Origin of the sequence: Nocardia sp. NPDC050712 (assembly GCF_040654295.1) — a bacterium.
Lineage (GTDB): Bacteria > Actinomycetota > Actinomycetes > Mycobacteriales > Mycobacteriaceae > Nocardia.
This window is the reverse complement of record NZ_JBFAHT010000001.1, coordinates 1,015,142-1,034,997: the sequence shown is the minus strand read 5'-3', so window position 1 is coordinate 1,034,997 and position 19,856 is coordinate 1,015,142. Positions and strand designations below refer to the sequence as shown.

General features: G+C 69.2%; 23 protein-coding genes. 8 read left to right on the top strand and 15 right to left on the bottom strand.

What is annotated here, in order from left to right:
* A complete protein-coding gene (kdpB, locus tag AB0H76_RS04965) occupies positions 1 to 2,154 on the top strand; it encodes a potassium-transporting ATPase subunit KdpB (protein WP_357317511.1) in 2,154 nt (717 codons plus the stop codon).
* Between the two features lies 1 nt (position 2,155).
* Positions 2,156 to 3,055, top strand: a complete 900-nt coding sequence (locus AB0H76_RS04960) for a potassium-transporting ATPase subunit C (RefSeq protein WP_357317508.1) — start codon at positions 2,156 to 2,158, stop codon at positions 3,053 to 3,055.
* A 48-nt stretch (positions 3,056 to 3,103) separates the two neighbouring features.
* Here AB0H76_RS04960 and AB0H76_RS04955 read toward each other — a convergent pair whose 3' ends face one another.
* Together AB0H76_RS04955 and AB0H76_RS04950 are read right to left on the bottom strand one after the other, a co-directional pair.
* The gene (locus AB0H76_RS04955) at positions 3,104 to 3,886 is read right to left on the bottom strand and encodes a MerR family transcriptional regulator (RefSeq protein ID WP_357317506.1); all 783 of its coding nucleotides are present in this window, start codon (positions 3,884 to 3,886) and stop codon (positions 3,104 to 3,106) included.
* The gene (locus AB0H76_RS04950; RefSeq protein ID WP_357317503.1) at positions 3,883 to 4,716 is read right to left on the bottom strand and encodes an SDR family oxidoreductase; all 834 of its coding nucleotides are present in this window, start codon (positions 4,714 to 4,716) and stop codon (positions 3,883 to 3,885) included. Before AB0H76_RS04950 ends, AB0H76_RS04955 begins: the two co-directional genes overlap by 4 nt.
* Before the next feature lie 81 nt (positions 4,717 to 4,797).
* On the opposite strand from AB0H76_RS04950, the gene AB0H76_RS04945 reads away from it, so the two are divergent.
* Complete coding sequence (locus AB0H76_RS04945; protein ID WP_357317500.1) at positions 4,798 to 5,046, top strand: hypothetical protein; 249 nt, start codon at positions 4,798 to 4,800, stop codon at positions 5,044 to 5,046.
* Here AB0H76_RS04945 and AB0H76_RS04940 read toward each other — a convergent pair.
* On the bottom strand, positions 5,037 to 5,633 hold the full coding sequence (locus tag AB0H76_RS04940; RefSeq protein WP_357317498.1) for a YdcF family protein: 597 nt from the start codon (positions 5,631 to 5,633) through the stop codon (positions 5,037 to 5,039). The genes AB0H76_RS04945 and AB0H76_RS04940 overlap by 10 nt on opposite strands.
* A gap of 73 nt (positions 5,634 to 5,706) precedes the next feature.
* On the opposite strand from AB0H76_RS04940, the gene AB0H76_RS04935 reads away from it, so the two are divergent.
* Complete coding sequence (locus AB0H76_RS04935; protein WP_357317496.1) at positions 5,707 to 6,180, top strand: VOC family protein; 474 nt, start codon at positions 5,707 to 5,709, stop codon at positions 6,178 to 6,180.
* A 2-nt stretch (positions 6,181 to 6,182) separates the two neighbouring features.
* Here the strand turns inward: AB0H76_RS04935 and AB0H76_RS04930 are convergent, their stop codons facing one another.
* The gene (locus AB0H76_RS04930; RefSeq protein ID WP_357317493.1) at positions 6,183 to 7,268 is read right to left on the bottom strand and encodes a winged helix DNA-binding domain-containing protein; all 1,086 of its coding nucleotides are present in this window, start codon (positions 7,266 to 7,268) and stop codon (positions 6,183 to 6,185) included.
* Positions 7,269 to 7,322: 54 nt separating this feature from the next.
* Here AB0H76_RS04930 and AB0H76_RS04925 point away from each other — a divergent pair, with 54 nt between their 5' ends.
* Positions 7,323 to 7,610 (top strand): hypothetical protein, encoded by a 288-nt coding sequence (locus AB0H76_RS04925; RefSeq protein WP_357317491.1) that lies wholly within the window; start codon positions 7,323 to 7,325, stop codon positions 7,608 to 7,610.
* 9 nt (positions 7,611 to 7,619) lie between these two features.
* Here AB0H76_RS04925 and AB0H76_RS04920 read toward each other — a convergent pair whose 3' ends face one another.
* The 8 genes from AB0H76_RS04920 to AB0H76_RS04885 all read right to left on the bottom strand — a co-directional run bounded on the left by AB0H76_RS04920 (position 7,620) and on the right by AB0H76_RS04885 (position 13,123).
* The gene (locus tag AB0H76_RS04920; protein WP_357317488.1) at positions 7,620 to 8,060 is read right to left on the bottom strand and encodes a carboxymuconolactone decarboxylase family protein; all 441 of its coding nucleotides are present in this window, start codon (positions 8,058 to 8,060) and stop codon (positions 7,620 to 7,622) included.
* Between the two features lie 71 nt (positions 8,061 to 8,131).
* Positions 8,132 to 9,157 (bottom strand): PHP domain-containing protein, encoded by a 1,026-nt coding sequence (locus tag AB0H76_RS04915; RefSeq protein ID WP_357320391.1) that lies wholly within the window; start codon positions 9,155 to 9,157, stop codon positions 8,132 to 8,134.
* 26 nt (positions 9,158 to 9,183) lie between these two features.
* Complete coding sequence (locus AB0H76_RS04910) at positions 9,184 to 9,765, bottom strand: dihydrofolate reductase family protein (RefSeq protein WP_357317486.1); 582 nt, start codon at positions 9,763 to 9,765, stop codon at positions 9,184 to 9,186.
* Positions 9,766 to 9,831: 66 nt separating this feature from the next.
* Complete coding sequence (gene mutM / locus AB0H76_RS04905) at positions 9,832 to 10,692, bottom strand: bifunctional DNA-formamidopyrimidine glycosylase/DNA-(apurinic or apyrimidinic site) lyase (protein WP_357317483.1); 861 nt, start codon at positions 10,690 to 10,692, stop codon at positions 9,832 to 9,834.
* 18 nt (positions 10,693 to 10,710) lie between these two features.
* Positions 10,711 to 11,433 (bottom strand): ribonuclease III, encoded by a 723-nt coding sequence (gene rnc / locus AB0H76_RS04900; RefSeq protein WP_357317481.1) that lies wholly within the window; start codon positions 11,431 to 11,433, stop codon positions 10,711 to 10,713.
* Positions 11,434 to 11,459: 26 nt separating this feature from the next.
* The gene (gene rpmF, locus AB0H76_RS04895; RefSeq protein WP_357317479.1) at positions 11,460 to 11,642 is read right to left on the bottom strand and encodes a 50S ribosomal protein L32; all 183 of its coding nucleotides are present in this window, start codon (positions 11,640 to 11,642) and stop codon (positions 11,460 to 11,462) included.
* A 43-nt stretch (positions 11,643 to 11,685) separates the two neighbouring features.
* Positions 11,686 to 12,291 (bottom strand): DUF177 domain-containing protein, encoded by a 606-nt coding sequence (locus tag AB0H76_RS04890; protein ID WP_357317476.1) that lies wholly within the window; start codon positions 12,289 to 12,291, stop codon positions 11,686 to 11,688.
* A gap of 85 nt (positions 12,292 to 12,376) precedes the next feature.
* The gene (locus AB0H76_RS04885) at positions 12,377 to 13,123 is read right to left on the bottom strand and encodes a DivIVA domain-containing protein (RefSeq protein ID WP_357317473.1); all 747 of its coding nucleotides are present in this window, start codon (positions 13,121 to 13,123) and stop codon (positions 12,377 to 12,379) included.
* Between the two features lie 252 nt (positions 13,124 to 13,375).
* Here AB0H76_RS04885 and AB0H76_RS04880 point away from each other — a divergent pair, with 252 nt between their 5' ends.
* Complete coding sequence (locus AB0H76_RS04880; protein WP_357317470.1) at positions 13,376 to 13,888, top strand: GtrA family protein; 513 nt, start codon at positions 13,376 to 13,378, stop codon at positions 13,886 to 13,888.
* Positions 13,889 to 13,941: 53 nt separating this feature from the next.
* Here AB0H76_RS04880 and coaD read toward each other — a convergent pair whose 3' ends face one another.
* Genes coaD through AB0H76_RS04865 form a run of 3 tightly spaced genes read right to left on the bottom strand, consistent with a single transcriptional unit; the run spans position 13,942 to position 18,424 of the window.
* On the bottom strand, positions 13,942 to 14,427 hold the full coding sequence (gene coaD, locus AB0H76_RS04875) for a pantetheine-phosphate adenylyltransferase (RefSeq protein ID WP_357317467.1): 486 nt from the start codon (positions 14,425 to 14,427) through the stop codon (positions 13,942 to 13,944).
* Positions 14,428 to 14,477: 50 nt separating this feature from the next.
* A complete protein-coding gene (gene rsmD, locus AB0H76_RS04870) occupies positions 14,478 to 15,035 on the bottom strand; it encodes a 16S rRNA (guanine(966)-N(2))-methyltransferase RsmD (protein ID WP_357317464.1) in 558 nt (185 codons plus the stop codon).
* Complete coding sequence (locus tag AB0H76_RS04865) at positions 15,032 to 18,424, bottom strand: pyruvate carboxylase (RefSeq protein WP_357317461.1); 3,393 nt, start codon at positions 18,422 to 18,424, stop codon at positions 15,032 to 15,034. The genes rsmD and AB0H76_RS04865 overlap by 4 nt, the downstream gene beginning before the upstream one ends.
* A 207-nt stretch (positions 18,425 to 18,631) precedes the next feature.
* On the opposite strand from AB0H76_RS04865, the gene AB0H76_RS04860 reads away from it, so the two are divergent.
* Together AB0H76_RS04860 and AB0H76_RS04855 are read left to right on the top strand one after the other, a co-directional pair.
* The gene (locus AB0H76_RS04860; protein WP_357317458.1) at positions 18,632 to 19,201 is read left to right on the top strand and encodes a TetR/AcrR family transcriptional regulator; all 570 of its coding nucleotides are present in this window, start codon (positions 18,632 to 18,634) and stop codon (positions 19,199 to 19,201) included.
* Complete coding sequence (locus tag AB0H76_RS04855) at positions 19,198 to 19,776, top strand: hypothetical protein (protein WP_357317455.1); 579 nt, start codon at positions 19,198 to 19,200, stop codon at positions 19,774 to 19,776. Before AB0H76_RS04860 ends, AB0H76_RS04855 begins: the two co-directional genes overlap by 4 nt.
* Positions 19,777 to 19,856 lie beyond the last annotated feature (80 nt).

The following is a 19,856-nucleotide window of genomic DNA, read 5'->3' as shown; positions in this document are numbered from 1 at the left end:
ATGTCCAGTCCCACAGTAGAAATACCTGAAGTCACCACGCCGGCTCCGACGCCGAAGGTCAAGGGGCCGCGCAGCGGGGCCTTCGATCCGAAGCAGATGCTGAGGTCGCTGCCGGACGCGGTGCGCAAACTCGATCCGCGCCTGATGTGGCGCAACCCGGTGATGCTCATCGTCGAGATCGGCGCCGTCTGGTCGACGGTGCTCGCCCTGCTGAACCCGTCGTTCTTCGCCTGGGCGATCGTGGTGTGGCTGTGGCTCACCGTCATCTTCGCCAACCTGGCCGAGGCGGTCGCGGAGGGCCGCGGCAAGGCCCAGGCCGACACCCTGCGTAAAGCCAAGACCGACACCGTGGCCCGGCGCTTGACCGACTGGTCGCCCGGCGCCCGGATCGTCGAGGAGCGGGTCGGCGCGCCCGAGCTGCGGCGCGGCGACTACGTCGTGGTCGAGGCCGGCCAGATCATCCCCGGGGACGGCGATGTCGTCGAAGGCATCGCCTCGGTGGACGAATCGGCCATCACCGGTGAATCCGCGCCCGTCATCCGGGAATCCGGCGGTGACCGTTCCGCGGTGACCGGCGGCACCACGGTGCTCTCGGACCGGATCGTCGTGCGGATCACCCAGGAACCCGGCGCCAGCTTCATCGACAAGATGATCGCCCTGGTCGAGGGCGCGTCCCGGCAGAAGACGCCGAACGAGATCGCCCTGAACATCCTGCTCGCCTCGCTGACGATCATCTTCGTCTTCGCGGTGGCCACCCTGCAGCCGCTGGCGATCTTCTCCAAGGCGAACAACCCTGGCGTCGACGACACTTCGGCGCTGGATCAGTACGGCATCACCGGCATCGTGCTGGTGTCGCTGCTGGTCTGCCTGATCCCGACCACGATCGGGGCGCTGCTCTCGGCCATCGGCATCGCGGGCATGGACCGCCTGGTGCAGCGCAACGTGCTGGCCATGTCCGGGCGCGCCGTCGAGGCGGCGGGCGATGTCAACACCCTGCTGCTGGACAAGACCGGCACCATCACCCTGGGCAACCGGCAGGCCTCGGCCTTCGTGCCGGCACCGGGCGTGCTGGACGACGAGGTCGCCGACGCCGCGCAACTGTCCAGCCTCGCCGACGAGACGCCCGAAGGACGCTCGATCGTGGTCTACGCGAAAGAGGTGTTCAACAAGCGCGAACGCACACCGGGTGAGTTGCTCGGCGCGAACTGGGTGGAATTCACCGCGCAGACCCGGATGTCGGGCGTCGACCTCGCCGACGGGCACCGGCTGCGCAAGGGGGCGGCCAGTGCGGTCACCGAGTGGGTGCGGGCCGAGGGCGGCACCGTGCCCGCCGAGATCGACGGCATCGTGGCGGGCATCTCCGCGTCCGGCGGCACACCGCTGGTGGTGGGTGAGGTCCAGGGCGGGACCGCCCGGGTGCTGGGCGTCATCCAACTCAAGGATGTCGTGAAGCAGGGCATGCGCGAGCGGTTCGACGAGATGCGCCGGATGGGCATCCGCACCGTGATGATCACCGGCGACAATCCGATGACCGCCAAGGCGATCGCCGAGGAGGCGGGCGTCGACGACTTCCTCGCGGAGGCGACGCCCGAGGACAAGCTCGCGCTGATCAAGCGGGAGCAGGACGGCGGGCGCCTGGTCGCCATGACCGGTGATGGCACCAACGACGCACCCGCCCTGGCCCAGGCCGACGTGGGCGTGGCCATGAACACCGGCACCTCGGCCGCCAAAGAGGCGGGCAACATGGTCGATCTGGATTCCGATCCGACCAAACTCATCGAGATCGTGGAGATCGGGAAGCAGCTGCTCATCACCCGCGGCGCGCTCACCACGTTCTCCATCGCCAACGACATCGCCAAGTACTTCGCGATCATTCCCGCGTTGTTCGTGGCCCTGTTCCCCGGCCTCGGCCTGCTCAACATCATGCGGCTGGCCAGCCCGCAATCGGCGATCCTGTCCGCGGTGATCTTCAACGCGCTGATCATCGTGGCGCTGATTCCGCTGGCCCTGCGCGGCGTGCGATACACGCCCGCCAACGCCTCGAAACTGTTGAGCCGCAACATGACCATCTACGGGCTCGGCGGCATCATCGCGCCGTTCCTCGGCATCAAGCTCATCGACCTCATCGTCCAACACCTCCCCGGGATGTCCTGAAATGCGCATGTCAACCTGGCTTCGGCAGCACCTGGCCGCCCTGCGCGCGCTGCTGGTGCTGACCGTGATCACCGGAATCGCCTACCCGCTGGCGGTTTTCGCGGTCGGGCAGATTCCCGGCCTGCACGACCGGGCCGACGGGTCCCTGGTGCGCGTCGACGGAAAGGTGGTGGGCTCGAGCCTGATCGGGCAGAACTTCACCGATGCCGACGGCAACGCGCTGGTGCAGTACTTCCAGAGCCGGCCCTCCGCCGCCGGCGACGGCTACGACCCGCTGTCCACCTCGGCGTCCAACCTCGGCCCCGAGGACATCGTGGATCGCATGGGCACCGATGACGAGGGCAAACCCGAAATCGACGCCAGCCTGCTGACCACCGTGTGCGCGCGGAGCCTGGCGGTCGCCGACCTTGAGGGGGTCGACGGGGCGCGCCCGTTCTGCACCAGAAATGGTGTCGGCGCGGTGCTTTCGGTGCTCGGCCCGCGCGGGGCCGACGGCGAGGTGGCACACCCCACCGAGGTCGTGAGCGTCAACGAGTTCTGCTCGGTGACACAGCAGCCCTTCCTCGCCACCTACCGGGGCACGCCCGTCGTCTGCAACGACGGCGCGGACTTCTCGACCGGCCGCATCGTGCCCATCTACGGCCCGGCCCCGGCCGACCCCGCCGTACCCGCCGACGCGATCACCGCCAGCGGCAGCGGCCTGGACCCGCACATCTCCCCCGCGTACGCCGCCATCCAGGTGGACCGAATTGCCAAGGTGCGCGGCGTCGGCGCCGATCAGGTGCGCGAAGTCGTCGCGGCACACACGAAGGGCCGCACGCTCGGCTTCCTCGGTGAGCCGCGGGTGAACGTGCTGGAACTCAACCTGGACCTGGACCGGCGCTACCCGTTCCAGGGCTGAAACCACTTGCGGCCGGTGACTTTTCGTCACCGGCCGCTCGGGTCTCGGTCAGGGGGTTTCCGGTCTGGGGATATAGACGCCCGCGGCGCGCAGCCCGGCTTCCATCAGCGCGGCGACCCGGGCCCCGGCCGACTCCCGTTCCTCGCCGTGATGGGCGATCATCCGGTACCGGGTCGCGGCCTCGGTGCGGGCTTGCATGCCGGTCAGGATCTTCAACTGCTCGGGATTCGCGAGATAGTGCTCGACCATCTCGGTGGCGAACTCGGGGATCCGCGGATCATCCGCGTCCCAGGTCGCCACCTCCGAGGCCCGCAGGCTGATCGCGACGAACCGCGGGTCCTCCATGGCGCGCTCCAGATGGGTGAGGTATTCGTCGAAACCCTCCGGCGCCAAGGCCTTGGCCAGCACCCAGCCCTCCTGCGCGGTCGCGATCTCCCCGGGGGCGAAGCCGAGACCGGGCATCCGCTCCAGCAGCGCCACCGCCCGGTCGGGCAGCAGCGCCCGGTTGCCGTCGGCGAGCCGGTGCAGCGTGTCGCGGCGGCGGGTCAGCTCCTCGATCCGCGCGGTGAGATCCCGCTCGACGTCGGACAGGGCGGCGGCGAACCCCGCGGCGTCGGCGTCGAGCAGGGGCCCGATCTCGGCCAGCGGCACACCCGCCGCGGCCAGTGTCCGGACCTGGACCAGGCGCAGCAGGTCGGCCGATCCATAGCGGCGATAGCCGGAGCTGTCGCGCTCGGGTTCCGCGACCAGACCGTGCTTGTGATAGTGCCGCACGGTCTTGATCGTGACGCCGACGAAGGCCGCCGCCTGACCGATCGTGACGCCGTTCACCGGCGCTTGATGCCGCTCGCGAACGACAGCAGCAGGTCGAGCACCGGGGTCGGGGTGAACCGGGCGCCGAGCACCTGCGCTTTACCCGCCAGCCCGACGACGTAGCGCGCCTTGGGCTTTCGCGCGCCGAGCGCGCGTTCGACATCGTCGACCACGGTCGAGACCGGCGCGGCGATCTTCTGCACCTGGGCCGCCATCTTGCGCATCCCCGCCAGCTGCGGGCCGTAGAGCTCGCGCTGCTCAGGGGTGAGCCGCTCCAGGCCCGCGTCCACCATGTCCAGCGCGCCGCCCCACATATCGGTATCGGTCGGACCGGGCTCCACCATCGAGACCGGAATCCCCCACGGCCGCAGCTCGATCCGCAGCGCGTCGACCAAACCCTCGAGGGCGAACTTGGAGGAGCTGTAGGCCCCGGTGCCCGGAGTGGAGACGCGGCCGCTGAGCGAGGACAGGAAGACGATGCGGCCCTTGCTCTTTCGCAGTCGCGGCAGCACGGCATTGGTCACCGCGAGGGTGCCGAACACGTTGACCTCGAACTGGCGGCGCAGATCCTCGACGGTGAGCGTCTCGACCGGGCCGTCCACCACGATGCCCGCGTTGTTCACGATCGCGTCCAGCTCGGCGGGCAGCACCGCGTCCAGCTCGGCGAGCTGTCCGGCATCGGTGATGTCCAGCACAACCGGGACGATGCCCGGATGCCGCGCGGCCAGCGCTTCGCCGTCCGCGATCTTGCGGACGCCCGCGTAGACCTGCCAGCCCTTGCCGGCCAGTCGCAGAGAAATGGCCTGACCGATACCGCGTCCCGCACCGGTCACCAAAACAGACTTCATGGTTCGAGCGTAATGCGGCGGTAACTCCCGGGCGGCGCGGCCCGATCTGATCGATAGGGGTTCGTAAAGGTGGGAGTCGCAATGCATGATGAGGGCCGGTCCGAGGCGCGCGCACGATGGCGCACCGCCGCCTGCCTGCGACCGCTGCTCGGCAGTGCGGCCGCCGTCTGCCTGGTTATCGTCGGGATGATCACGTTCAGCCTCGCACCCGGCCAGCCCGCCACACCGGATCCGAACACGCGGCTGCCCTACCAGCTACCGGTGTACACCAAGCAGTACCCGACCACGTCGTCCACCACCACGCCCGTTCCGAGCACCACTCAGCGCTGATTCTCCAGCCGGTGCCGCCCACCGGTGGCGTCCTTGCGCAGCCCGTACAGCGCCAGCACCGGCTTCAGCGGCAGCCACTCCCCGAACCGATACTCGGCGGCGGGAACGAGGCGGGCCGCCAGCCCCGGGTCCTGCCGGGCGAGATAGCGCCGGGCCTGCTCCGCGTGCTGCGGGATGGACACGATCTTGATGCGATCCACCTCGCGCACCAGCGGAAGCGCGTAGGCGATGTTCTCCCAGGTGCTGCGGCTCTGCTCCTCCAGCACCAGGGTGCCGCGGTAGCCCAGCTGCTCCCGGGCGTAGCGCGCCATCAGCGCCGCTTCGCTGTGCGGGCCCGCGCACGCGCCGCCGCACAGCACGAGCCGGCTCTCGGCGCCGGCATCGATGGAGCGGACACCGGCGCGCACCCGCCACCTGTTCATGGCATTGGCCCTGGCCCCCGCGTTGCGGTAGCCGAGCACCAGCACGGCCTCGGACCCGCCGCGCGCCGGCCCCACACCCCGGCGGGTGGCCTGCCAGCTCGCCCACTCACCCCACAGCAGCACCAGCCCGAGACCTGCGATCGTGCATCGAGTCCGTCTTCGCATCGCCTCAGCCAAGCACACATCCGATCAGGAATCGAGAAGCCCGGGGCCCTACCGCGCGCCTACCGTAATTCTCATGTGCAACACACCTTTTGAGCCGCCCCGCCAGGCCACCCTCGCCTTGCAGTACGTCCAGATCACGGTCACCGATGTCGACGAGTCGCTGGCGTTCTACCGGGACATCCTCGGCCTCGAACTCGTCAGTGACCTGGGCTCCGGCGACAAGCGCTGGGTGAACCTGACCAGCCCGGCCCAGCCCGGCCTGGAATATGTCCTGTCCACCCCGTACGCGGGGCGCTCACCGGAGGACGGCGACGCTCTACGGGCGCTGCTGGTCAAGGGCATCCTGCCCATGCTCGTGTTCACCACCGATGACCTAGACAGCACCTTCGAGCGGGTCCGGGCGGCCGGCGCCGACGTGCTCCAGGAACCGGTCGAGCGCCCCTGGGGCCCGCGCGACTCCGCGGTCCGCGACCCCTCCGGCACCACCGTGCGCATCCAGCAGGGCGCGGTCGTCACCCGGCGCCGCACGCCGCAGGCCACTTCCTGAGCTCACGCCTCGAGGACGACCTCGCCCGCTTCGCCCGGCGCGAGGAACGGCAGCAGGGTCTCCGCTTCGGCGCGGACGGCCGCCGCGTCGGCCTCGGCGAGCGGATGCCACGGGGTGATGCGCAGGGTGGCGCCGTCGAGCGCCCAGCGCCCGTGCACGAAGCCGTCGACGAGATACATCGGCACGCCCCCGGAGGCTTCCTTGGCGATGCGCTGCCGGTCTTCCTCGGCGATGATGCGGCGGCGGTCCTTGTGGCCGAGCACCGCGTTGTCGAAGGCGGGCAGGAAGCGGACCGGGACCGGCAGGTCCGGGTCGGCCAGCGGGGCGCCGGGCAGATCGAAGAGGACCTTGTGCTGATCGTCGGTGAAAACCGTGAGCTCCGAACGCATTCCGTCGATGACCTCGGCCAGCCTGGTGGTGCCGGACCAGGCCTGCATATCGGCGACGGTGGCGGGGCCGAAGGCGGCCAGGTAGCGGCGGATCAGTTGCGCGGGATCGGCCGCCCCGAGCGGGGCGCCGATCCATTCGTCGGCGAGGCCGACGGTGACGTAGCGGTTGCGCCAGCGGCCCCAGGCGCCCGTCTCGGCGCTGTGCGCCATGGGCACCATGACCTCGACCGCTTCGGCCAGCCGGCGCGCGTGCCGATCCGGGAACTGCTCGGCGAGCAACTTGCCGAAATCACTGCGGGACAGGGCTTTACCCGATAGGAGTGTGCGGCCCGCAGCGGCCAGGCGGACCTGATCGACGCCCTCGATCTCCTCGCGGTAGTAGGCGGCCTTGAGCATCGCGTCCACCCAGGGCTGCACCGTCGGGCGCAGCCAGGTGAAATCCTCGGCGGTGGCCAGATGAACGGTGCGCCGAATCATGGTGGAACGCACCACTTTCCGGTCGTGCAGCAGCGACTCGAGATCGGCGTAGTCGAAATCGGCCAGGCGCGTCCACAATCCGACGTAGGGCCAGTTCGGCTCCTGCCCCTGCACCGCGACCAGATGCCGGACCAGCTCCAGCGGCGTGAGCTCGACGCGCTCGGCCAGCAGCTGGCGCACCAGCAGCGTCCGGTTCAGTTCCCGCAGCGATAGTTCGGTCATAGGTCCATCCTGGCTCAGGCCACCGACAGATTCGCCGTGGCCTACCCTGGAACCATGCTCGATCCCCTGAGTCTGGCCCTCGGCGCCGGCCTGGTCGGCGCCGGCTGGGCCCTGGGCCGATTCGGCCGCCGACCGGCCCGCGACACCCCGATCGTCGCGCGCTGCGGCTGCGGACACGATCTGTCCATGCACGATCCGGAGAAAGGCGTATGCCACACCGAGATCCGTCGTAAGACCATCGGCGGCCTGCACGAGTGGGTCGCCTGCGGTTGCCGCCGCTACACCGGCCCGCAGCCGATCGAGGAACTGTTCAGCCGGCCGATCCTGCCGCCGACCGACTGACCCGGCCGCTCAGGGCGCCGCCGGTTCCATCCGCAACGGCACCCCGATCCGGTTCCACAGATTGATCATGGCGGTCACCGCCACCAGCCCCGCGCGGGCCTCCTCCTCGAAGTGCTGCTCGACCTCGGCCCAGACCGCGTCGGTCACCCCGTGCGGACCCAGCGTCGTCACCTCCTCGGCATAGGCCAGCGCCGCCTTCTCCACCGCGCTGAACTTCGCCGACTCCCGCCAGGCGTTCAGGTAGTAGATCCGCTGCTCGGTCTCGCCGTGCAGCCGGGCGTCGGTGGTATGCATATCGATGCAGAACAGGCAGCCGTTGATCTGCGAGACCCGGATCTTCACCAGCTCCCGCACCGTCGCGTCCAGCGGCCCGCGCCGAATCGCCATCTCGGCGTCGTACCAGCCTTTGTAGACCTCGGGGGCGAGGCCGGGAAGGTTCAAGCGAGGCATATCGATGTCCTTTCGTCGGTCTTCACCAGCTAGACGAGACAGCCCCCGCAAATGTGACACCGCTTTACCGACTAGCCGGTGCGCCAGGCCAGCAGGTCCGCGAGCGGCCAGGTGTTGATGACGCGGTCCGGTGGGACGCCGTTGGCGACCGCGCGTTCGCAGCCGTAGCCCTGCCAGTCGAGCTGGCCGGGGGCGTGCGCGTCGGTGTCGACGGAGAAGTAGCAGCCGGTCTCGACCGCGAGTCGCAGCAGGCGCGAGGGTGGGTCCAGACGTTCGGGGCGGCAGTTGATCTCGACGGCGGTGCCGTACTGCTTGCAGGCCTCGAAGACCACCTCGGCGTCGAAGGACGACTCGGGGCGGGTGCCGCGCCCGCCGGTGATCAGGCGGCCCGTGCAGTGGCCGAGCACGTCCACGTTCGGGTTGGCGACCGCGTACACCATGCGCTTGGTCATCACGTCGCTGTCGGCGCGCAGATGCGAATGCACGCTCGCCACCACGATATCCAGCTCGGCGAGCAGGTCGGCCTCCTGATCGAGGGCGCCGTCGTCGAGGATGTCGACCTCGATGCCGGTGAGGATCCGGAACGGGGCCAGTTGCTCGTTCAGCTCCGCCACGATGTCCAGCTGCCGCCGCAGCCGGCTCGCGGTCAGTCCGTGCGCCACCGTCAACCGCGGCGAGTGGTCGGTCAGCGCGCAGTAGTCGTGGCCCAATGCCGCGGCGACACTCATCATCTCGACGATCGGGCTGCCACCGTCGGACCAGTCGGAGTGCGTGTGCAGATCGCCGCGCAGCAGGGTGCGCAACGACTTGCCCGGTGTGCCGATAGGTTTCGCGGCCAGCCGCAGATCCGCCAGATAGACCGGAACCGTGCCCGCGCACGCCTGCTCGATCACCGTGGCGGTCTTCGGCCCGATCCCGGCCAGCTCCTGCCAGCTGTGTGCGCGTTCATGTTTCGCGCGCTCGGCGGCCGAGAGCCCGGCCACCACGTCGGCCGCGCGGCGATAAGCCTTCACGCGATGCGTCTCCGCGCGCTCGCGCTCCAACCAGAATCCGATCTCGCGCAGCGCTTCCACCGGCCCCGGCGCGGGCCCCGTCACGGTCGGATCCTGGTCGGCCACAGCGCCTACCGAATCCGGCTGTACTTCACGAAGGCGACCCCGTCCTCGAAGACCCGGCTGGTGATCACCCGGAACCGGGCCGGATCGGGCAGCAGCGGCCCGGAACCGAACAGCGACTTACCGCGCCCCAGCACGATCGGATACAGCTTCAGGAAGATCTGATCGATCTCCGGCAGCAGCACCTGCGCGAGTTCCCCGCCGCCGCACAGCCAGATCCCCAGCCCCTTCTCCCGTTTCAGCTCCTGCACCTTCGACACCGGATCGGCCGCGATCAATTCGACTGCCGGATCGGGGGTTTCGGGCAGCGTGGTCGACACCACGAACTGGCGCAGATGCGCGTACGGGCTCGACGTGCCGGTCCGCACGCCGAAGTCGTGCGTCTTGCGCCCCATCAGCACCGTGTCGAAATAGGCGGCCTTCTTGGTGATGCCCCTGGCCTCGCGCACCTTGGTCGGTAACGTCTCGGGATACTGCGCGGTGATCGCCGGCCCGTGATCGCCCCCCACCGGGAAGAAATTCACCGACCCCTCCTCGGTGGCGATGAATCCGTCGATCGTCGACGCGACGTAGTACGTGAGCTTGCGCATGTGGTCCTTCCTCCCGACGGCCGGCCTCATGCCCGGCCACCTAGGAGAAACGGTAGCTCGATTTGCTCACACTCCGCGAGGCTTCGGCTGGCACCGGGGGCAGTAGAAGGACGAACGATTCATAAACTTCATTCGGCTGATGGGCGCACCGCAGCGGCGGCACGGCTCGTCTTCCCGGCCGTAGACGTTCAGGGCCCGCTCGAAGTAGCCGGATTCGCCGTTGACGTTGACGTACAGCGCGTCGAAGGAGGTGCCGCCGGCGTCGAGGGCGTCCCGCATGACGGTGGTCGCCTCGGTCAGCAGGGTGCGGATCGCGGCGCGGGTCAGGCCGGAAGCCAGGCGATTGCCGTGGATCTTCGCCCGCCACAGCGCCTCATCGGCGTAGATGTTGCCGACGCCGGAAATCACCGTCTGATCGAGCAGGACGCGCTTGATCTCGGTCTGCTTGGCGCGAATGGCGGTGACCGCGAGTTCGAGGTCGAAGAGGGGATCGAGCGGGTCGCGCGCGATGTGGGCGACCGGTTCGGGAACCCGGGTGCCGGCTACTTCGACGAGGGGAGCCAGGGCCCAGCCACCGAAGGTGCGCTGGTCGACGAACCGCAACTGGGTGCCGTCGTGCAGGCTGGCGCGAATGTGGGCGTGCTTCTCGAGCGGCGCGTCCACGGCCTGCACCAGCATCTGCCCGCTCATCCCGAGATGCACGACCAGCGCGGACTCGGGGTCGTCGAAGGTGAGCCAGAGGAACTTCCCGCGGCGCTGCGCGGAGTCGACGCGCAGCCCTTGCAGCCGGGCGGCGAGATCGGCGGCGCCTTCGAGGTGCCGCCGCACCGACCGGGGATGGGTGATGGCGACGGACTCGATGACGCGGCCGACGACATGGGAGTCCAGACCGCGCCGAACCACCTCCACCTCTGGCAGTTCAGGCACGTATCAGGGCTCCGGGTTTCAGGATTCGGCGGTCAGCGCCTGGTATGCGGCACCCGCCGCCTTCTGCTCGGCTTCCTTCTTGGAGCGGCCGATGCCCTGACCGTAGGAACGGCCACCGATCACCGTGGTCGCGGTGAATTCCTTGTCGTGGTCGGGGCCCGTCGAGCTGATCTCGTAGGCGGGCACGCCGATGCCACGTTCGGCGGTGAGTTCCTGCAGGCTGGTCTTCCAATCGAGGCCGGCGCCCATGCGGGGCCCGCGCTCGAGCAGATCGGCGAACAGGCGCAGCACGACTTCGCGTGCCACCTCGATGCCGTGCTCGAGATGCACGGCACCCAGCAGCGACTCCATGCCGTCGGCGAGGATGCTCGGCTTGTCCCGGCCACCGGTGAGCTCTTCGCCCTTACCGAGATACAGGTGCGGGCCGAGCCCGCCTGGTCCGAGCACACGCGCCACCTCGGCGAGCGCATGCATGTTCACCACACTCGCGCGCAGCTTCGCCAGTTCGCCCTCGGACTTCTCCGGGTGCTCGTGGTAGAGGCGTTCGGTGATACTCAGGCCGAGGACCGAGTCGCCCAGGAATTCCAGGCGCTCGTTGGTCGGCAGCCCACCGTTCTCGTAGGCGTACGACCGGTGCGTCAGCGCGAGGCGTAGCAGATCCGGTCGTACGTCGACTCCGAGCGCGGCGAGCAGGCTCGCGTTGTCACCGGGTGCTCCGGTGGCGTCCTTGCTGGCGGTCACGTCGGTACGTGTGAAAATTCGAACCGTCAGACGGCTGCGGTGACCTGGCGGCCCTTGTAGGTGCCACAGGACGGGCAGGCCACATGGGGCAGGGTCTTCTCGCCGCAGGCGCGGTTCGGGCAGGTGACCAGGGTCGGCGCGGTAGCCTTCCACTGGCTGCGCCGCGACCTGGTGTTGGAACGGGACATCCGGCGCTTCGGAACGGCCACGACTGACTCTCCTAGTTCTTAACGGGGGTTTCGTACGTACTAACTACTGGTCTTGGTCTTGCTTGGGCGATTCAGCGGCAAACGACGCGAGCTTGGCCCAGCGAGGGTCAAGTATCTCATGCGAGTGATCAGATCCCGCAATCGCCATCCGTACACCACACTCCGCGCACAGCCCGGGGCAATCCGGGGTGCACGTCGGCTGCAGCGGCAGCTCCAGCCCGATGGCGTCGATGATCACCGGTTCCAGGTCGAGCGTGTCGTCGACCAGGCGTTGCACTTCGTCTTCCTCGGTGGTCTGCTCGGTGGCACTGTCCGGGTAGGCGTACAACTCGGTGAGATGCAGCCGCACCTCGCCGGTGAACGGCTCCAGGCAGCGCGAGCACTCCCCCGCGGTCGGCGCGGCCACCGTTCCGGTGACCAGCACACCTTCGGACACCGACTGGAGCATCAGATCGAGCTCCACCTCGGCGCCCGCGGGGACGGCGACCATCTCCAATCCCAGCCGATCGGTGAGAGTGACGGTGTGCCGTAGCTCCCGCATGTCACCGGGGCGGCGCCCCAGGCTGCGGGTGTCGTGCACGAAAATACCGTCGGGCTCACGGCGCGAGGCCGCGCGCGAACGCGACACATGACCGCTGTCAGCGGACATCACGAACTCACCTCACGATCGGGAAAGAGAATGGGCAACCACTCCACAGTACTGGAGCGGGCAGCTCGAGCCCAAATGAGGTGATCTAGCGCCGGTACTCCGAGACGTAGTCGGGCGAGCCCGCACCCGAGCGCAGCTGATGCCGGCCGCGGCCGACGGTGCGCAGCGTGGCGTTCAAGGTCTCCTCGAAATCGGCCAGCGTGGAGTCGACGTAGTGGTCGCATTCGTCACGCATGCGGTCCGCCTCGCCCTGGGCGGAGTCGATGAGCCGCGCGGACTCGGCGTGCGCGGACCGCACCACCTCGGTCTGCTGCACCAGCCGGGACTGCTCGGCCTGGCCCTCGGCGACCGAGCGATCGTAGGAGGCCTGACCGGCCTCGATCATCCGCTCGGATTCGACCCGGGCCCGGCCGGTGACGGCCTCGTACTCGGCGTTGCCGTCGGCGATCACGCGATCGGCCTCGGCCTGGGCGCTGGCGACCAGGCGATCGGCGTGCGCGCTGGCCTCGGCGACCATCCGGTCGGCGTGCGCCTTGGCGTCGGCCAGGATGCGATCGGCTTCCAGGCGGGCGCCGCCGACGGTCTCCTCGGCCTGCTCGTTGGCGCTGGACACCGTGGTCTCGGCCGCGGATCTGGCGTCGGAGACGAGCTTGTCCCGGTGGTCGAGCACATCCTGGGCGTCGTCGAGCTCGCCGGGCAGCGCGTCGCGCACGTCGTCGAGCAGTTCGAGCGCGTCACCACGCGGCACGATGCAATTGCGAGTCGGCGGGATGCCGCGCGCCTCTTCGACGATGGCCACCAGCTCGTCGAGTGCTTCGAATACGCGATACATGGATCACTCCCGCTTCTCTGCCGTGTCTATCTCAGCCAGTGTGCCTGCGATCACCGCCCAGGCCGAGACCTCTACCGGTGTGTCGCGCCAGTGTCTCGCACGCCACACAAAAGAAGTGGAGAGACACCCTCCGCTTGGTGATACATTCTTAAGGAAGTCGATGAAAGACCTGAGAAAGAACTTTTTAAGCGGATCACAGGCCCCACGCAGGACGCTCGAGTCTTCAGGGGCACACGTTCGATCGGAATGACCATGACGGTTCTGGAAGCACCACGGCAGGCAGTTCTGCCCGCGAGCATGTACACCCCGTGGGCTGTCCCGTACCCGGCCATGGGCGAGCTGACAGCCGCGCCGTTCGAGCAGCTGCTCCGCTACCTGCGCGGCGACCGCGCCTTCGCCCAGCTGATCCGGTTCGCCCTGGTGGGCGGGTCCAGCAATATCGCCTACGTGCTGCTGTTCTTCGCGATGCACGGCGTCGGGCCGCTGATCGCCAACGTCGTCGGCTCCATCGTCAGCACCGTCATCGCCAACGAACTGCACCGTCAGCTCACCTTCCACGCGGCCGGCCGGGTCGGCTGGTTCACCGCGCAGTGGGAAGGCGGCGGGCTGGCCCTGATCGGGCTCGGCATCAGCACGGCCGGATTGGCCGCACTGGAGATCTGGGCCCCCGGGCTCGGCGGTGCGGCGCAGGCCGGCGCGGTACTGGCGCTGACCGCCGCGGTCGGCGGGCTGCGCTTCCTCGCGCTGCGCGGCCTGGTCTTCTGACAGCTACGGACAAGCCCCGGTTCCGCTCGGAACCGGGGCTTGTTTTTCTTTGTCTAGGCGCGATTCTCGGCGAGACGCGCGAGCAGGCGCTTGTGCACCAGGGCGGGCAGCATGTCCGCGACGTCACCGCCGTAGGCGGCCACCTCCTTGACCAGCGAACTGGACAGGTAGCTGTAGACGGGGGTGGTGGCGATGAAGAAGGTATCGACGCCGGTGAGCTTCTTGTTCATCTGCGCCATCTGCACCTCATAGCTGAAGTCGGTGAAGTCCCGCAGACCCTTCACGATCGCGCTGATCCCCTCCTGCGCGGCGAAATCCACGGTCAGACCCTGCCAGGAGGCGACCCGAATATTCGGCAGGTGCGCGGTGCACTCCCGCAGCATCTCCATGCGCTCCTCCACGCTGAACATGCCCTGCTTCTTCGGGTTGACCGAGACGGTGATCACAACCTCGTCGAATTGCGCCGCCGCCCTGGTGAATACGTCGAGATGCCCATTGGTGACCGGGTCGAAGGACCCGGGGCACAGTGCTCCAGCCATGAGTGGACGCTACCTGCTCCCGCGCGCCCGGCGAACGCCGGGATCCGGCCTCAACCGGTGAACTCGGCCAGTTCCAGGCGAGTCTCGCCGTACTTGCGGGCCTTGGCGGCGGTATAGCCGTCGGGCCAGGTGATCTCGGGTGAGCGGATGGACCGCTCGACGACGACGAGGGCGTCGGCGGCCAGCCACTTTCGCTCGGCGAGCAGCTGCAGGTCCGCGATGACCTGTGTGGTGTCCAGGTCGTAGGGCGGGTCGGAGAAGACCAGGTCGAATTCACCCGCGCCACCCTGTTGCAGTACCGCGGCGACGGCGCCGTTGCGGAGTTCCGCGCCGGGCAGGCCGAGGTCGGTGATGTTGCCGCGGACGACCGCGGCGGCCTTGCGGTCGGATTCGACGAGCAAGGCGTGTGCGGCGCCGCGGGACAGTGCTTCCAGGCCGAGGGCGCCGGAGCCCGCGTAGAGGTCGAGTACGCGGACGCCGTCCAGGTCCAGGCGCGCGTCGATGGCGCTGAAGAGTGCCTCGCGCACCCGGTCCGAGGTGGGCCGGGTGCCGGCGGGCGGGACGCGCAGGCGCCGCCCGCCGGCGGTGCCGGCCACGATGCGTGTCATTCGGTGAGGGACAATTCGACGAGGAGGTCGCCGCCCTCGACCTGTTGCACCTTCGAGATCGCCACGCGGGCAACGGTTCCCGCGCGCGGCGCGGTGATCGCGGCTTCCATCTTCATCGCCTCGATGGTGCCGATGGTGTCGCCCGCCGCGACCGCGTCGCCCTCGGACACGGCCAGGGTCACCACGCCGGCGAACGGCGCGGCCAAGTGGCCGGGGTTGGACTTGTCGGCTTTCTCCGCGACCGGCACCTCGCTGGAGATGGACCGGTCCCGCACCGCGACGGGACGCAACTGCCCGTTGAGGATGCACATGACCGTGCGCATGCCGCGCTCGTCCGGTTCGGCGATGGCCTCCAGGCCGATGAGCAGCGTGACGCCCTTCTCCAGCTGGACGCGATGCTCCTCGCCGTGGCGCAGGCCGTAGAAGAACTGGTTGGCGGACAGGCCGGTGGTGTCGCCGTACTTCTCCCGGTGCGCCTCGAATTCGGCGGCGGGGCCGGGGAACAGCAGCCGGTTCAGGGTGGTGCGGCGTTCCAGCGAGCTGCCGGACAGGCCGGTCTCGTCGGCGGCGGACAGCTCGGTTTCCGGCTTCGCGGGACCGCGCCCGGCCAGTGCCTTGGTGCGGAACGGTTCCGGCCAGCCGCCCGCCGGGGTGCCGAGTTCGCCACGCAGGAAACCGATTACGGAGTCGGGGATGTCGTAGCGGCCGGGATCGGCGGCGAAGTCGTCGACGCTGACGCCGGTGCCGACCAGGGCCAGGGCCAGGTCGCCGACGACCTTCGAGGACGGGGTGACCTTGACCAGGCGGCCCAGCAGCCGGTCGGCCGCGGCGTATTTCGCCTCGACCTCCTCGAACTGATCACCGAGGCCGAGCGCGATCGCCTGCTGGCGCAGGTTCGACAGCTGACCACCCGGGATCTCGTGGGTGTAGACGCGGCCGGTCGGCGCGGGGAGCCCGGATTCGAAGGGCGCGTACACCTTTCGCAGCGCTTCCCAGTACGGCTCGAGATCGCAGACGTTCTGGAGATTCAGGCCGGTGTCGTATTCGCTGTGCGCGGCGGCGGCCACGATCGCCGACAGCGCGGGCTGACTGGTGGTGCCCGCCATCGCGGCGCTGGCGCCGTCGACCGCGTCCGCACCGGCCTGCCAGGCCGCGAGGTAGGTGGCCAGCTGGCCGCCGGGGGTGTCGTGGGTGTGCACGTGCACCGGCAGGTCGAAGTTGCTGCGCAGGGCGGTAACGAGTTTCGCGGCCGCCGGGGCGCGGAGCAGGCCCGCCATGTCCTTGATCGCGAGCACGTGCGCGCCCGCGTCGACGATCTGCTCGGCCAGCTTCAGGTAGTAGTCGAGGGTGTAGAGGGTTTCGTTCGGGTTGGACAGGTCGCCGGTGTAGCTCATCGCCACTTCGGCCAGGGTGCTGCCGGTTTCGCGGACGGCGTCGATGGCCGGGCGCATCTGGTCGACGTTGTTGAGCGCGTCGAAGATGCGGAAGATGTCGATGCCGGTCGCGGCTGCCTCGGAAACGAAAGCGCGCGTGACCTTTTCGGGGTACGGGGTGTAGCCGACGGTGTTGCGCCCGCGCAACAGCATCTGCAAGTTGATGTTCGGGACGGCCTCACGCAGCGCGGCCAGGCGCTCCCACGGATCCTCGAACAGGAAGCGCAGCGCGACATCGTAGGTCGCACCGCCCCAGCACTCGATGGACAGCAGTTCCGGGGTCAGCCGGGCGACGTGCTGGGCGACGCCGAGCAGGCCGCTGGTGCGCACGCGGGTGGCCAGCAGCGACTGGTGCGCGTCGCGGAAGGTCGTGTCGGTGACCCCGACCGCCTTCTGCTCCCGCAGCGCCCGCGCGAAACCCTCCGGCCCCAGGGCCAGCAGCTTCTGCCGCGAGCCGTCCGGCGGCGGCACGCTCAGGTCGAGCGCGGGCAGCTTGTCGTGCGGGTACACCGCGGTGGGGCGCTCGCCGTGCGGCTTGTTCACGGTGACGTCGGCCAGGTAGTTCAGGATCTTGGTGCCGCGGTCGGCGGAGCCGCGCGAGGTCAGCAGCTGCGGGCGCTCGTCGATGAACGAGGTGGTGACCCGGCCGGCCTGGAAGTCGGGGTCGTCGAGCACCGCGAGCAGGAACGGGATGTTGGTGGTGACGCCGCGGATACGGAATTCCGCCAGCGCGCGGCGGGCCCGGGCGGCCGCCGCGGGCAGGTCGCGGCCGCGGCAGGTCAGCTTCACCAGCATCGAGTCGAAGTAGGCGCCGATCTCCGCACCCAGGTTGGCGCCGCCGTCCAGGCGGATGCCCGCGCCGCCCGGGGTGCGGTAGGCGGTGATCCGGCCGGTGTCGGGCCGGAACCCGTTGGCCGGGTCCTCGGTGGTGATCCGGCACTGCAAGGCCGCGCCCCGGATGGACACCGAATCCTGGCTCAGGCCGAGGTCTTCCAGCGTCTCCCCCGCCGCGATGCGCAACTGCGACTGCACCAGGTCGACATCGGTGATCTCCTCGGTCACCGTGTGCTCGACCTGGATGCGCGGGTTCATCTCGATGAAGACGTGGTTGCCGCGTTCGTCGAGCAGGAACTCCACCGTGCCCGCGCAGCTGTAGTTGATCTGGCGGGCGAAGGCGACCGCGTCGTTGCAGATCCGCTCGCGCAGCTCCGGGTCCAGGTTGGGCGCGGGCGCGAGTTCGATGACCTTCTGGTGCCGGCGCTGCACCGAACAGTCGCGCTCGAACAGGTGCATGACGTTGCCGTGCTGGTCGGCCAGGATCTGCACCTCGATGTGGCGCGGGTTCACCACGGCCTGCTCGAGGAAGACGGTGGGATCACCGAAGGCGGACTCGGCCTCGCGGGACGCGGCCTCGATCGACTCGCGCAGCTGCTCGGGTGCGGCGACCCGGCGCATGCCGCGTCCGCCACCGCCGGCCACGGCCTTGACGAAGATCGGGTATTCGAGCTGCTCCGAGGCGGCCAGCAGCTCGTCGATATCGGCCGACGGCGCGCTGGACTTCAGGACCGGCAGCCCGGCGGCTCTGGCCGCCTCGATGGCGGTGGCCTTGTTGCCCGCCATCTCGAGTACCTCGGCCGACGGGCCGATGAAGGTGATGCCCTCGCGGGCGCAGGCCGCGGCGAGGTCGGGATTCTCCGAGAGGAAGCCGTAGCCGGGGTAGATGGCGTCGGCGCCCGCGGACTTGGCCGCATCGATGATCGCGTCGATGGAGAGGTACGCCCGGACCGGGTGCCCCTCCTCGCCGATCTGGTAGGACTCGGCGGCCTTCAGACGATGGACCGAGTTGCGGTCCTCGTAGGGAAAGACGGCGACCGTCCCGATGCCCAGTTCGTAGGCCGCGCGAAAGGCGCGGATGGCGATCTCGCCGCGATTGGCAACCAAGACTTTCGAGAACATTGACCCAAGGTACCTGGCGCAGAGCGCGGGACCGACACGGATACGGGCTTCGCGGACATCTTCACAACCGGGCCTAGCAGGGTTGCGAAGTTCCGGAAATCCCCCCGTCACATCGTGCAGTTAAGACCGAAACGGCCGCGAGGCCTCAGAGCTGCACGATCCGCGCACAGGGTTGTTTATGACTGACCGGTCATTCATAATCGGCAGATGCCGAAGATTGTGGACCGGGCCGCGCGGCAGGAGGAGATCCTCGACGCGGCGGTGAAGGTGTTCGCGCGCAAGGGGTTCGCCGCGTCGCGGATCGAGGATGTGGCGGCCGAGGCCGGGATCGCCAAGGGGAGCGTGTATCTGTACTTCGAGAGCCGAAACGCTCTGCTGGCAGGGGTTTTCGACAGTTATGCCGGGAAGGCGGCCGGGGTGCTGGCGGAGTTGGGGTCCGGGTCACCGCTGGAGCGGTTGCGGCGGTTGATCACCGGGGCCGTCGCGATGCTGGCCGCGCACCCGGATCACGCGCGGGTGCTGCTGGATGTGTGGGCGTCCAATCCGCCGATCGACATGGCCGCGGTCTATCGCGAATATCGCGGGGCCGTGGCGGATCTGCTGAGCGAAGCGGAGTGCGCCGGTGAGCTGCGGCCCGGCATCGGGGCGGGGCACGCCGTGGTCATCGTGGGCGCGATCGAGGGCTGTCTAGTGCAGGCGCTGGTGGACCCGGAGCTACCGTTGCGGGAGCTGGCCGAGCCGATCATCCAGATCTGCGTCGACGGGATCCGGCGATGACGCTCACCGATCGGCTGATCGCACCGGGCGCGAGCCGCGGCGAGGTCGCTCTCGGGTTCGGCGCCTCGATCCTCGGGGCCGCAATGGTTTTCGGCCTCGGCCTGCATGCCGATCTGGAGCTGTGGCGCGTCGCGATTCTGGCGCTGGTCGCGTTCGACATGTTCGGCGGCGCGGTCGTCAACGCGACCGGCTCCGCGAAACGCTGGTACCACCGCCCCGGCCGGAGCTCTGCGCACCACCTGGGTTTCGTCGCCGTGCACGTCCAGCCATTCGTCCTGGCCTGGATTCTCCCGGGCTTCAGCTGGCTCGCCGCCTCGACGATCTACGCGACCGCCCTGCTCGGCGCCCTCCTCGTGACCGCCACACCCGCGCCGCTGCGCCGCCCGGCCGCCTTCGCCGGCACCGCCTTCGGCATCGCGATCACCACCGGCTTACTCACCGTGCCCGTGGCGGCGGCCTGGTTCGCGCCCATCCTCCTGATCAAACTCCTGCTCGCACACCTACTTCCGGAGGAGGCCGCCGCTCACTCCCCCTCCGGCTTGGGCTTCGGCCGGCGCTTGCGTCGCGAGGCGTAGCTTTCACACGCCTCGCCCGCTCGCGCCGCCGGCCGCATCGGCCCCTTACCGCTGATCCCCCGCCGCCACGATGTCGGGTC